General features: G+C 70.6%; 11 protein-coding genes. 8 read left to right on the plus strand and 3 right to left on the minus strand.

The window, feature by feature from the left end; translation table 11 throughout:
* Window positions 1–276: 276 nt before the first annotated feature.
* The 4 genes from HGK34_RS01550 (at window position 277) to HGK34_RS01565 (ending at window position 6,460) form a co-directional block, all read left to right on the plus strand.
* Window positions 277–2,100 carry an ABC transporter substrate-binding protein gene (locus HGK34_RS01550; RefSeq protein WP_201844776.1) on the plus strand — a complete coding sequence of 608 codons (1,824 nt, stop codon included), beginning with the start codon at window positions 277–279 and terminating at the stop codon, window positions 2,098–2,100.
* A 125-nt stretch (window positions 2,101–2,225) separates the two neighbouring features.
* The gene (locus HGK34_RS01555) at window positions 2,226–3,749 is read left to right on the plus strand and encodes an ABC transporter permease (RefSeq protein ID WP_201844777.1); all 1,524 of its coding nucleotides are present in this window, start codon (window positions 2,226–2,228) and stop codon (window positions 3,747–3,749) included.
* Between the two features lie 25 nt (window positions 3,750–3,774).
* Entirely contained in the window at window positions 3,775–4,722 is a 948-nt protein-coding gene (locus HGK34_RS01560) for an ABC transporter permease (RefSeq protein ID WP_201844778.1), read from the plus strand.
* A 4-nt stretch (window positions 4,723–4,726) separates the two neighbouring features.
* Window positions 4,727–6,460, plus strand: a complete 1,734-nt coding sequence (locus HGK34_RS01565; protein WP_201844779.1) for an ABC transporter ATP-binding protein — start codon at window positions 4,727–4,729, stop codon at window positions 6,458–6,460.
* Between the two features lie 27 nt (window positions 6,461–6,487).
* Here HGK34_RS01565 and HGK34_RS01570 read toward each other — a convergent pair whose 3' ends face one another.
* A complete protein-coding gene (locus HGK34_RS01570) occupies window positions 6,488–7,444 on the minus strand; it encodes a hypothetical protein (RefSeq protein ID WP_244666265.1) in 957 nt (318 codons plus the stop codon).
* A 96-nt stretch (window positions 7,445–7,540) separates the two neighbouring features.
* Window positions 7,541–8,494: a 2,3,4,5-tetrahydropyridine-2,6-dicarboxylate N-succinyltransferase gene (dapD, locus tag HGK34_RS01575; protein WP_201844780.1), complete on the minus strand. Its 954-nt coding sequence runs from the start codon at window positions 8,492–8,494 to the stop codon at window positions 7,541–7,543.
* A 68-nt stretch (window positions 8,495–8,562) separates the two neighbouring features.
* On the opposite strand from dapD, the gene dapE reads away from it, so the two are divergent.
* The 4 genes from dapE (at window position 8,563) to HGK34_RS01595 (ending at window position 11,963) form a co-directional block, all read left to right on the plus strand.
* Entirely contained in the window at window positions 8,563–9,684 is a 1,122-nt protein-coding gene (dapE, locus tag HGK34_RS01580; RefSeq protein WP_201844781.1) for a succinyl-diaminopimelate desuccinylase, read from the plus strand.
* A gap of 85 nt (window positions 9,685–9,769) precedes the next feature.
* Window positions 9,770–10,582 (plus strand): LOG family protein, encoded by an 813-nt coding sequence (locus tag HGK34_RS01585; RefSeq protein WP_201844782.1) that lies wholly within the window; start codon window positions 9,770–9,772, stop codon window positions 10,580–10,582.
* Window positions 10,579–11,598 (plus strand): dihydropteroate synthase, encoded by a 1,020-nt coding sequence (locus tag HGK34_RS01590; protein ID WP_201844783.1) that lies wholly within the window; start codon window positions 10,579–10,581, stop codon window positions 11,596–11,598. The genes HGK34_RS01585 and HGK34_RS01590 overlap by 4 nt, the downstream gene beginning before the upstream one ends.
* 197 nt (window positions 11,599–11,795) lie before the next feature.
* On the plus strand, window positions 11,796–11,963 hold the full coding sequence (locus tag HGK34_RS01595) for a DUF3117 domain-containing protein (RefSeq protein WP_123815402.1): 168 nt from the start codon (window positions 11,796–11,798) through the stop codon (window positions 11,961–11,963).
* A gap of 66 nt (window positions 11,964–12,029) precedes the next feature.
* On the opposite strand, the gene HGK34_RS01600 is transcribed toward HGK34_RS01595, so the two are convergent.
* Window positions 12,030–12,635: an O-methyltransferase gene (locus tag HGK34_RS01600; protein ID WP_201844784.1), complete on the minus strand. Its 606-nt coding sequence runs from the start codon at window positions 12,633–12,635 to the stop codon at window positions 12,030–12,032.
* Between the last annotated feature and the right edge of the window lie 111 nt (window positions 12,636–12,746).

Genomic DNA, 12,746 nt, shown 5'->3' on the forward strand with positions numbered 1-12,746 from the left:
AATGGTGGCGGCATCCCGCCACCACTCTCTTGATGTCGCTTGGCGTGTTTCCGCAATGTTTCCTCGCCAAGTGCTTGTGGACTGCGGTGCTACCGGGCAATATCGAGTCGGTAACGATCGGTTGATGCACAGATCGAGGCGTGCGAGCGACATGTCCGAGCTGAGTAACGTGTGCGGAAACCATGGCGTAGGCCACACCATTCGAACGGTGTGCGACGAGCCATCGCTCGTGGGCCGGACCGGCCCGTACCCGCGTCATTTTCCTGAGGAGGAACATTGAAGATCAGGCGACTGAGCGCCGCGATCGCGGCGGTGGCCGGCGGTGCGCTGCTCTTCTCGGCGTGCTCCAGCCCGCTGGGCGGCGACGAGACCGAAGGCGGGTCCGGCGACGACGGCTCCGTGATGGCCGACGGCCCCTGCAAGGCCGATCTCGGCGACGTCACCACGGCCGACGGCGACATCAAGGTTGCGAACGAGCAGGAGCTCTTCGCCTACAACGGGCTGACCGCCGACACGTACTCGACGTACAACAGCGCCATCCTGGACCGGATGCTGGGCAGCTTCTACTACTTCGGCACCGACGGCACCGTCTGCCACGACGACGCCTGGGGCTCGTACGAGGCGAAGAGCCCGACCGAGATCCAGTACACCATCAGCGACGAGGCGACCTGGTCCGACGGCACGCCGGTCAACTACGCGGACTACCTGCTCGCGTGGGCCACTCAGGCCATCACGAAGGACATCACGGTCACGGACGACGCCTCCGAGGAGCCGCTGTTCAACCAGGTGGGTGGCCTGACGCTGGGCGACTACGTGCCCGCCGGGCCGGAGGCCGACTCCGCCGACGCCAAGCAGTTCACCTACAACTACGAGCGGGTGAACGCCGACTGGGAGATCCTGGTCGACACCGCGCTCCCGGCCCACGTCGTCGCCGACCAGATCGGCGTCTCGACCGAGGAGCTCGTGGACGCGATCCACAACCTCGACGGGGACGTGCTCAAGGACGCCGCCAAGTTCTGGAACGAGGGCTGGCTCCTCGAGAAGCCGGGCGAGCTGCCCGACCCGGCGCTCACCCCGTCCAGCGGTCCGTACATGTTCGCCGAGGGTGGCTGGTCCGCCGGCCAGTCGGTCACGCTGACGGCCAACCCGGACTACTGGGGCCCGGCGCCGGCGTCGAAGACCCTGACCTTCCGGCAGATCGCGTCGGACGGCCAGATCCAGGCGCTGCAGAACGGCGACCTCGACGTGATCCAGCCGAACGGCCCGACCGTCGACACGATCTCGAAGATCGAGGACCTGGGCGACTCGGTCAACCTGGAGACGGGGCAGACCCTGATCTGGGAGCACCTCGACTTCAACTTCGGTGACAGCAGCGCCTTCGCCGACAGCAACGGCGGCCTGGCCGCCCGTGAGGCGTTCGCCCTGTGCGTGCCGCGCCAGAAGATCGTGGACGACCTGATCAAGCCGATCGACTCCACGGCCGTGGTGATGAACGCCCGCGAGGTGTTCCCGTTCCAGGACACCTACGAGGAGGTCACCTCCGCTGCCTACGACGGCCGGTACGACGCGGTCGACATCGACGCCGCGAAGGCCAAGTTCGCCGAGTCGGGCCTGGAAGAGGGCACCGAGATCCGCATCGGCTACCTCGACCCGAACCCGCGCCGCACCGACACGGTGTCCGCGATCAAGGCGTCGTGCGACCAGGCCGGCTTCGAGATCGTCGACGCGGGCTCCCCGACGTTCTTCGACAAGGAGCTCGGCAACGGCGACTACGAGGTGGCGCTCTTCGCCTGGGCCGGCTCGGGCCAGATCACCTCGGGCGAGAACATCTACGCCACGACGGGCGGCCAGAACTTCGGCGGCTACTCGAACGAGACGGTCGACGCCGCGTGGAAGACCCTCTCGCAGTCCACGGACCCGGCCGTGCACACCGAGCAGCGGAAGGTCGTCGAGAAGGAGCTGTGGGACACCCTGTTCGGTATCCCCCTGTACGCCCACCCGGGCGTCGTGGCCTCCAGCTCGTCGGTGAACAACGTCCGCGCGACCGCCACCCAGGGCGGCGTCGTGTGGAACGCCGAGCAGTGGGCACGCGCGGAGTGATCCTCCGCTGATCCCACGACCTGCGGGGAAGGGAGCCCAGAGCTTCCTTCCCCGCAGGCATGTCTTTCCACTCCTACCCCCATGCCGTCCCTCACGGGCGGCCGCCTGTGAAGGGTCACGAACCCGTGCTCATATACATCCTGAGACGCACCTTCGCGTCCGTCGTCGTCCTGCTGCTGTCGTCGGTGCTGTTGTTCTTCCTCACGACGAAGGCCGGCGATCCCTACGCCGACCTCCGGGGCTCGAACGCCGACAACATCGAACAGCTCAAGGCTGCACGCGCGGCCACGATGCACCTGGACCTGGACTGGTATGAGCGGTACTGGATATGGCTCAAGGGTGTGGCCGGCTGCTTCACGGGATCATGTGACCTGGGAACGACCCGCGCCGGGCAGGACGTGCTGTTCCTGACGGGTACCGCCGCCGGCGCGACGATGCGCCTGGTGACGGCCGCGACCCTGATCGCCATCGTCATCGGCGTGGCCCTGGGCATCCTGACCGCGATCCGGCAGTACTCCGGGTTCGACTATGGCGTGACCTTCGCCGCCTTCCTCTTCTTCTCGCTGCCGGTCTTCTGGGCCGCGGTGCTGCTCAAGGAGTTCGGTGCGATCCGGTACAACGACTGGATCGCCACGGGACAGCTCGGGCCGGTGATGATAGTCCTTGTCGCGGCCGTACTGGCCGTCGTCATCCCGTCGACACTCGGTGGCGACCGGCGGCGCAGGATGATCACGGGTGGGACGACGTTCGTGTTCGTCGTCGCCGTGCTGTTGCTGCTCAACCTGCTGGACTGGTACCGGCACCCGATCTCGGGGCCCTTCATGGTGCTCCTGGTCTCGGCCGGTGCCGCGGTCCTGGTCACCGCCATCGTGTCGGGGATCCGCAACCGGACGGCGCTGTACGCGGCACTGACCACCGCCGTCGTCGGCACCATCGCCTACACGGTGCTCGCCTTCACCCCCCTGCTCGCGGACCCGTCGTGGCTCGGCCTGTTCGGCCTGTTCGTGGTGACGATCGTGGTCTCGCTGCTGATCGGCCGGATCTGGGGCGGCTACAACAGGAAACAGGTCATGCTCATCACCGGCGTGACGGGTGTGGTCACCTCACTCGTCGTCGTGGCCGACATCCTGATGGGCTACTGGGCGTCCTTCCTCGGGCTGAAGTCCCGGCCGATCTCCACGATCGGCGCGCAGACGCCGAACTTCACCGGCGACTTCTGGCAGCGCCTCATCGACTACGGCACCCAGCTCATCCTGCCGACCGTGCTGCTCGCGCTCGTCTCGATCGCCACCCACTCCCGCTTCACCAGGTCCTCGATGCTCGAGGTGCTCAACCAGGACTACGTGCGCACGGCTCGGGCGAAGGGGCTCTCGGAGCGCGAGGTGATCGTCAAGCACGCCTTCCGCAACTCGCTCATCCCGATCACCACGATCGTGGCCTTCGACTTCGCGACCCTCATCGGTGGTGCGGTGATCACCGAGACCGTGTTCGGCTGGAAGGGCATGGGACAGCTCTTCCAGGAGGGGCTGGTCAACGTCGACCCGCCACCCGTGATGGCCTTCTTCCTCGTCACCGGGACAGCGGCGATCGTGATGAACCTCATCGCCGACCTCGCCTACGCATCCCTCGACCCACGGATCCGGCGCTGAACCGCCGATCGGGAGGAGAAGACTCATGAGTGACACACAGCAGAACTCTTCCGGGTGGGGGCCCGGGGCCTCGGACGTCGAGGAACTGGTCCCCGAGGCGAAGTCGTACAGCGCCAACCAGCTCGTGGTCCGCCGGTTCTTCCGGCACCGCGGCGCCATCGTCGCGATGATCACCCTGGCCGCGGTCATCGTCGTGGCCTTCACGTCCATCGGCGTCGGACCGATCCCGGGCTGGTGGAACAAGGACATCGCGACCGCCTACGACAAGGTCGGCGACGGCTCACCGACCTGGGCGCACCCCTTCGGCCAGAACACGATCGGCAAGGACTACTTCGCCCTGACGATGCGCGGAACGCAGGTCTCCCTGTACATCGCGTTCGGCGTCGGCCTGGTGTCCACGCTGATCGGCACGCTGGTCGGCGCGATCGCCGGGTACTTCCGGGGGATCCTCGACTCGCTGCTGATGCGGCTGACCGACGTCGTCATCATCATCCCGCTGCTCGCCATCGCGGCCGTGCTCGGCCGGATGACGGGCGGCGACGTCAACCTCCTGGTGCTGGCGCTGGGCGTGCTGACCTGGACCAGCCTGGCCCGTCTGGTGCGCGGCGAGGTGCTGTCGCTGCGCGAGCGCGACTTCGTCATGGCGGCGCGGGCCGTGGGGACCCACCCGGTCCGGATCATCGTCCGGCACATCCTGCCGAACACCGTGGGCGTGGTGATCGTGTCGGCGACGCTGACCATCGCCGCGGCGATCCTGCTGGAGACGGCGCTGAGCTTCCTCGGGTTCGGGGTGCAGACGCCCGACGTCTCGCTCGGGTCGCTCATCTCGGAGTACAAGAATGCGTTCACCACGCGGCCCTGGCTGTTCTGGTGGCCGGGCCTGATGATCCTCGCGATCGCCCTGTCCGTGAACTTCATCGGCGACGGTCTGCGCGACGCGTTCGACCCCCGGCAGACCAGCACCAAGGAGTGACACCGTGACCACACTCGACATCTCTACCTCCGGTGCCGCCCACACGACCGGGGACGCAGTCCTGTCCTTCGAGGGACTGACGGTCAGCTTCAGGACCGAGTTCGGCGAGGTGCACGCCGTCAAGGGCGTCGACCTCGACGTGCGGCCCGGCGAGGTCGTCGCCCTCGTGGGCGAGTCCGGCTCCGGGAAGTCCGTCACCTCGACGACGGCGCTCGGCCTGCTGCCCGGCAACGCCCGGGTCAGCGGGACGGTCACCGTCGGCGGCAAGGCCGTCGGATCGCTGGACAACGCCGGCCTGCGCCGGCTGCGCGGGAACGACGTCGCCATGGTGTTCCAGGAGCCCATGACCGCGCTGAACCCGGTTCTCACCATCGGTGACCAGCTCACCGAGGGCCTGCAGCTGCACGGCATCGCGTACGGCAAGCAGGCCGAGGCCCGCGCCGCCGAGCTGCTGCGCATGGTCGGGATCCCCGAACCGGAGCGCCGGCTCAAGCAGTACCCGCACGAGCTGTCCGGCGGCCAGCGGCAGCGCGTCGTCATCGCCATGGCGATCTCCTGCGACCCCACGGTCATCATCGCCGACGAGCCCACCACGGCCCTCGACGTCACCGTGCAGGCCGAGATCCTGGACCTGCTGCGTTCGCTCACCCAGAAGCTGGACACGGCGATCCTGCTGATCACCCACAACATGGGTGTCGTGGCCGACATGGCCGACCGCGTGGCCGTCATGCTCAAGGGCGACCTCGTGGAGACCGGCACCGTGGACCAGGTGCTCAACCACCCCAAGCACGAGTACACGAAGCGCCTGCTCGCCGCGGTGCCGCACCTCGGGGAGGGACCCGGCCAGTTCGGCGAGGTGGCGCAGCCCGCGCCGCCCGTCCCGGGCGAGGCGGCCGCTCTGGACCTGAAGAACCTGGTCATCGAGTACCACCGGATCGGCAGGCCGCCCTTCCGCGCCGTCGACGACGTGTCCTTCCACGTCGACCCCGGCGAGATCGTGGGTCTCGTGGGCGAGTCGGGATCCGGCAAGTCGACGATCGCCAAGTGCGCGCTCGGTCTCATCCCGGCCCGCTCGGGTTCGGTCTCGATCCTGGGGCACGACTTCGGGACCACGCGAGGCAAGCGCCTGAAGGAACTGCGGCGGCGCATCGGCGTGGTCTTCCAGGACCCCGCCGCGTCGCTCAACCCGCGGTTCCCGATCGGCGACCTCATCGCGGAGCCGCTCGTCGTGCACAAGGTGGGCGACGCCCGTTCCCGCCGCGAGAAGGTCATGGAGCTGCTCGACGCCGTCGAGCTGCCGCGCGAGGTGTTCAACCGGTACCCGCACGAGCTGTCGGGCGGTCAGCGGCAGCGTGTCAGCATCGCCCGCGCGCTGACGTTGGAGCCGGAGCTGCTCGTGGCCGACGAGCCGACGTCGGCTCTCGACGTGTCCGTGCAGGCCAGCGTCCTGAAGGTGTTCACGTCGCTGCAGGAGCGGTACCGGTTCGCATGCCTGTTCGTGAGTCACGACCTGGCCGTCATCGACCTGCTGGCCCACCGTGTCGTGGTGATGCAGAACGGCGAGATCGTCGAGCAGGGACCGCGGGACAGCGTGCTGCGTGCCCCGCGCGAGGACTACACGAAGCGCCTTCTGGCGGCGGCACCCGTTCCGGAGCCGGGAGAGCAGCGCCGGCGACGCGAGGCGCGGCACGCCCTGCTCACCTCCTTGGGTGAGGAGTCCGCGGAGCTCCACCTGTAGGAGCCCGGGTCGCCGGCGGTGGCGGCGTCACGCCGCCACCGCCGGGAGGATCTGGACCAGGCCGGCCGGGAGTGGCTCGGCGGCCTCGGCCCACTCCGCTCTCTCCCGCGTCCAGACCTGGTCCGCCACCCGGACCTCGACGGCGTTGGTCTCCGCGGCCGTGGCCACGGCCCAGTGGGCCACCGCCCAGGCACCGCGCTCCGCCTCGCCGGGGGTCAGCGGTGCCGCGTCCACCTCGACCAGCGCCGACCCCTCGGTCGCCCCCGAGGGCCCCAGGCCCAGGTCCCGGCCCAGACGTCCGGCCACCACATCCTGCGCGGGAGCGGCCGCCAGGAGGGTCTCGTCGTCAACCGGTGCGATCTCGCACGTGAGGGAGGCCGGCGAGTGTCCCGTGAGGCTCGACGCCCAGGCACGGGAACGGACCTCGTGCCGCGCGTACGCCTCCGGGTAGGCCGACCGTTGCACGGCCTGCGCGGCGTCGGTGATCTCCATGTCCTCGTAGCCGCCGACCTGCACCAGGCCGTCGTAGAAGGCATTGGTGGAGTACACGGGGTCGAGGATCTGCTCCTCGGAGCCCCAGCCCTGCGAGGGGCGCTGCTGGAACAACCCGAGCGAGTCGCGGTCGCCGTGCGCGATGTTGCTGAGCTTGGACTCCTGGAGCGCGGTGGCCAGGGCGATCGTCGCCGCGCGGGCGGGCAGGTCGCGCCGGACCGCGGTCCCCGTGATCAGGGCCGCGTTGTCGGCCTGAGCGGGGGAGAGGTACCAGTTCGTGCCGTCGAGCTGGGCGGAGCACCGCTCGGCCACCGGCGCCGTGCCCGACAGGTGGTTCAGGAACAGCACCACCCCCGCCGTGGCGGCCGTTCCCACGACCACCGTGGCGGCCAGGTATTTCAGGGCGCGCCGCAGCGGGCGGCGACGCCGCTCCGGACCGCCACCGACGGTCTCGCCGGCGGCGTCGCCGGACGGGCGGGTGAGCAGGACCATGCGAACCTTCCTGGTGCCCTCGAACGAGACGGCCCAGTTTAGAACGCGGAACGTGCCTGATCACATCGGCCCGGTGAGTTTCACGCGGAGGGTTGGTCAGTTCTTGTGGAGAGCGGCGTTGAGCTCGACGCCCGTCCCCGACCGGTCGATCACCTCGACCGCACCCGTGGTCGAGTTGCGGCGGAACAGGAGGTTGGACTGGCCGGCCAGCTCCACGGCCTTGACCGTCATCCCGCCGCGCAGGGTCACCTTGGTCCCGGCGGTGACGTAGAGGCCGGCCTCGACCACGCAGTCGTCGCCGAGGGGGATGCCGAGCCCCGAGTTCGCCCCGAGCAGGCAGCGCTCGCCGAGGGAGATAACCTCCCTGCCGCCGCCCGACAGCGTGCCCATGATCGAGGCGCCGCCTCCGACGTCGGATCCGTCCCCCACCGTCACGCCCGCCGAGATGCGGCCCTCGACCATGGAGGATCCGAGCGTGCCGGCGTTGAAGTTCACGAAGCCCTCGTGCATCACGGTCGTGCCCTCGGCCAGGTGCGCGCCGAGGCGGACCCGGTCGGCATCGGCGATGCGCACCCCCGCGGGCAGCACGTAGTCGGTCATGCGCGGGAACTTGTCCACGCCGTACACGGCGAGGGGTCCCCGGGCGCGCAGGCGCAGGCGCGTCGCCTCGAAGCCCTCGACCGCGCACGGTCCGGCACTCGTCCACACCACGTTGGTGAGCGTGCCGAACAGCCCGTCCAGGTTCACCTCATGAGGCCGCACGAGCCGGTGCGAGAGCAGGTGGAGGCGCAGGTAGGCGTCCGAGGCGTCCTTCGGGCCGACGGTCAGGTCCGACACCACGGTCACGGCCTGGGTGGTCACACCGCGAGCCTCGTCCTTCCCCTGCAGCGCGACCAGCTCCGTGAGCGGCGCGGGGTCGGGCGAACCACCTGCCGGCGGAGCACCGAGCGCGGGCGCGGGGAACCAGGTGTCCAGGACGCTGCCGTCAGCGGCGATCGTGGCGAGGCCGTGGCCCCAGGCGGCGGTGGGCGACGAGGCGGAGGAGCTCATGCGGAAAGCCTAGGGGACGGGCCCCTCGCGTCTCACTCGACGAGAAGCGCGCCCGATAGCCTCTGGGCGTGACCCCCTTCGACGACGCGCTCCTCGCGCCCGGCTCCGATCTCGTGGAGCTCACCGCCGCGATCTGTGACATCCCCTCCGTCTCCGGTGACGAGGCCGCCCTGGCCGACGCCATCGAGCAGACCCTGCGAGGCCGCCCGCACCTCGACGTCCATCGGGACGGGGACGCCGTCGTCGCCCGCACCACGTTCGGGCGGGACCGTCGGGTCGTGGTCGCCGGGCACATCGACACCGTGCCGGTCGCGGACAACCTTCCCGTCCGGCTCGAGGAACGGCCCGGTGACGCCGCGGGCGCGATCCTCCGGGGACGCGGCACCGTGGACATGAAGGGCGGGGTCGCGGTGGCGCTGGCCCTGGCGTGCGAGGTCGGCACGCCCGGCACGGAACCCGCCGTCGACGTGACGTGGGTGTTCTACGACCACGAGGAGGTCGAGGCGTCCCTCAACGGGCTCGGACGGCTCGCGCGGAACCACCCCCGGCTGCTGGACGGCGACTTCGCCGTCCTCGGCGAGCCGAGCAACTCCGGGATCGAGGGCGGCTGCAACGGCACCATGCGCGTCGAGGTCCGCACGCGTGGCGTCGCCGCTCACTCCGCACGGTCCTGGACCGGGGTGAACGCCATCCACGCGGCCGCGGAGGTGCTCGCCCGGCTCGACCGCTACACGCCGCGCACCGTCACCGTCGAGGGGCTCGACTACCGCGAGGGGCTCAACGCCGTGCGCATCCGGGGCGGGATCGCGGGCAACGTCGTCCCCGACGAGTGCGTGGTCGAGGTGAACTACCGGTTCGCCCCGTCGCGCAGCGAGGCGGAGGCCGAGCAGCACCTGCGCGAGGTCTTCGACGGCTTCGACGTGACCGTCACCGACTCCTCACCCGGCGCGCGGCCCGGGCTCGACGCCCCCATGGCCAAGGACTTCGCGGCAGCCGTCCTGGCGGTCACCGGCGGCGAGCCGCGGCCGAAGTACGGCTGGACCGACGTCGCACGGTTCGCCGGCCTGGGGATCCCCGCGGTCAACTTCGGCCCGGGCGACCCACTCCTTGCCCACAAGGACGACGAACACCTCCCGGTCGCCGAGCTGGCGGCCTGCCGGGACGCGCTGCGCGCCTGGCTCGTCGGGTGAGCCGCGCCCCGGCTCGCCGGGTGACACGCCAGGTTGTGGCGCCGTGGCCCACCATCCACTCAGACAGCCGAGATAGGTTGGCGTCATGAGTGACGACGGAGTTCCGCAGCAGGGACGCGGATACCGCAAGGGCCCCGTGCTGCTGCGCGGGAACCAGATCCCGCTGGAGACAACCGACCAGCGCCTGCTGGCCAAGGGCGAGCGCGCGGACTGGGTGCACTCCGACCCGTGGCGGGTGATGCGGATCCAGTCCGAGTTCGTGGAGGGCTTCGGCGCTCTGGCGGAGATCGGCCCGGCCGTCTCCGTGTTCGGCAGTGCCCGCACCGACCCCGGCCACGCCGACTACGCCCAGGCCGAGGAGGTGGGGCGGCTGCTCGTCGAGGCCGGCTACGCCGTCATCACCGGCGGCGGCCCCGGCATCATGGAGGCCGCGAACAAGGGAGCCCACGCCGCCGGCGGCGTCTCCGTGGGTCTCGGCATCGAGCTGCCGTTCGAGCAGGGCGTGAACGAGCACGTCAACCTCGGCATCAACTTCCGCTACTTCTTCGCGCGCAAGACCATGTTCGTCAAGTACGCCCAGGGCTTCATCGTGATGCCCGGCGGGTTCGGCACCTTCGACGAGCTCTTCGAGGCCGTCACCCTCGTACAGACGCACAAGGTCACCAGCTTCCCGCTGGTCCTGTTCGGATCCGACTACTGGGGCGGCCTGCTCGACTGGGTCCGCACCGCCGTCCTCGACCGCGGCATGATCTCCGAACGCGACCTCGACCTGCTGCACATCACCGACGACCCGGCCGAGGCCGTCGAGCACGTCGTCGAGATGGGCGCCGTCCTCGCCGGCGAGAGGCGGGCCGAGGCACTCGCGGCCGGGGAACAGGCGCTCGCGGATCCCGCGTGAGCGGATCCGGGGAGCGTCCGCCGACGGCCGCCGGGACCGAGGGCATCCCCGGCGGATCGGCCCCGCTCGTGCTGCGCGGCCGGGAACTCGGGCGCGACGGCGCCGCGGTGCGGCCCGTCGTGATGGCGGTGGTGAACCGGACCAGCGACTCGTTCTTCGCCCCCGCGAGGCTGCCCGACGACGACGCCGCGCTCCGGGCCGCGGAGCAGGCCCTGGCGCACGGCGCGGAGATCCTCGACGTCGGCGGAGTACGCGCGGGCGTCGGCCCCGCGGTGGACGAGGCGGAGGAGATCCGGCGGGTGGCGCCCCTCGTCGCACGTGTCCGCGCGGAGCTGCCGGACCTGCTCGTCTCGGTGGACACCTGGCGGGCCGGCGTCGCGCGGGCGGCCGTCGAGGCGGGCGCGGACCTGATCAACGACACCTGGGCGGGCCACGACCCCCATCTCGTCGAGGTCGCGGGCGCGGCCGGTGTCGGGGTCGTGTGCTCCCACACGGGTGGTGCCATCCCGAGGACGGATCCCTACCGCGTCGAGTACCCGCTGCCGCCGGCCGCCGCGGGGCAGGGCGATCGGGACGATCCCGCCGGGACGTCGGGGCCCGCCACCCCCGACGCCCGCGACGGCGTGGTCCAGGACGTGCTGGCCACGTTGCGGGCGGCCGCCGAGCGCGCCGTCGCGGCCGGGGTGCCGTCGTCGTCGGTCATCGTGGACCCGACGCACGACTTCGGGAAGAACACCTGGCACTCCCTGCACCTGCTGCGTCGGACGGGAGCGCTCACGGGGCTCCGTTTCCCGCTCCTCATGGCGCTCAGCCGCAAGGACTTCGTGGGCGAGACCCTCGACCTGCCACCGGCCGAGCGCCTGGAGGGCACGCTCGCGGCGACGGCGGTGGCGGCATGGCTCGGCGCGAAGGTGTTCCGGGCGCACGACGTGCGCGCGACGAGACGCGTCCTCGACATGGTCGCCGCCCTGCGTGACGAGGCTCCGCCCCTCGCGGCCGTCCGCGGCCTCGGCTGACACGCACAAGCCGCATGAGAGGGCGGTTCCGGGAGGAAACGGAAGTGTGAAGAAGGTGGCGCGAATTCGACTAGAATGGGCTGGTGCCCTCTGTCACGAGGCCTGTCGCACGCCGTCATCGACGCGCGGTGGCGACACGGCGACGGTGATCGGGGACGAAGCACACGGTAACGGACAACGGAATGGGAGAGCCACACATGGCTGCGATGAAGCCGCGTACGGGTGACGGGCCGATGGAGGTCACCAAGGAGGGGCGCGGCATCGTCATGCGTGTTCCGCTCGAGGGCGGCGGTCGGCTGGTCGTCGAGCTCAACGCGACCGAGGCGACAGAGCTCGGCGAGGCTCTCAAGGGCGTTGTCGGCTGAGCACCGACTCATCGGCCCGGCGGGAGCTCGGCGACCGGGACGGTGATGCTGAGCCCGTCGGGTCCCTCAGCGACGGACCGCCAGCAGCAGGCCGTCGCCGCTCGGAACCATGGCGGGCATGACGCGGGCGTCGTTCCGCAGCTCGCGTCCCACCTCCCGCACGATCGTCGTGATCTCGTCGCGACGGGTGGGGTCCGCGACCCGGTCGCGGTGCAGGGCGTCGTCCACCGCGAGCAGTCCGCCCGGCCGCAGGAGCCGCAGCGCCTGCTCCACGTACTCCGGGTAGGCGTACGGCTCGGCCCCCACCAGCACGAGGTCGTAGTGGCCGTCGGTGAGCCGGGGCAGGACCTCGTCGGCCCGGCCCGGGATGATGCGGGTGCGTCGCGGGTCGACGCCGTCCTCGGCGAAGGACTCGCGAGCTGCCCGCTGATGCTCCACCTCGCGGTCGATCGTGGTGAGCTGGCCGTCCTCGGGCATGCCGCGAAGCAGCCACAGGGCAGCGACACCAGCGCCCGTGCCGACCTCCACCACCGCCCGCGCCGACATGGAGGCCGCCAGCACCCGCAGCAGCGCCCCGCTACCGGGTAGCACCGAGGGGCACCCCAGGTCCGCCGCGCGTTCGCGGGCACGCAGGAGCACGTCGTCCTCGGGCACGAACGACTCGCTGTACATCCAGGCGGCGGCCTTGGCGTTGCGGCCGCCCGTATGCTCCGTGGCTGCGCTGATGACATCCTCCAGGTGAGTTCGGGGGCCAGGCTACCCGTGTCCCGGGAACGACTGGAG

The sequence above is a fragment of the Myceligenerans indicum genome (genome assembly GCF_016742955.1).
Lineage (GTDB): Bacteria > Actinomycetota > Actinomycetes > Actinomycetales > Cellulomonadaceae > Myceligenerans > Myceligenerans indicum.

Excerpts from the sequence above, each read along its gene's own strand:
- HGK34_RS01560 (WP_201844778.1), top strand. The coding sequence starts at position 3,775 with ATGAGTGACACACAGCAGAACTCTTCCGGGTGGGGGCCCGGGGCCTCG.
- HGK34_RS01570 (WP_244666265.1), bottom strand. The coding sequence starts at position 7,444 with ATGGTCCTGCTCACCCGCCCGTCCGGCGACGCCGCCGGCGAGACCGTC.
- dapD (WP_201844780.1), bottom strand. The coding sequence starts at position 8,494 with ATGAGCTCCTCCGCCTCGTCGCCCACCGCCGCCTGGGGCCACGGCCTC.
- HGK34_RS01585 (WP_201844782.1), top strand. The coding sequence starts at position 9,770 with ATGAGTGACGACGGAGTTCCGCAGCAGGGACGCGGATACCGCAAGGGC.
- HGK34_RS01595 (WP_123815402.1), top strand. The coding sequence starts at position 11,796 with ATGGCTGCGATGAAGCCGCGTACGGGTGACGGGCCGATGGAGGTCACC.
- HGK34_RS01600 (WP_201844784.1), bottom strand. The coding sequence starts at position 12,635 with ATGTACAGCGAGTCGTTCGTGCCCGAGGACGACGTGCTCCTGCGTGCC.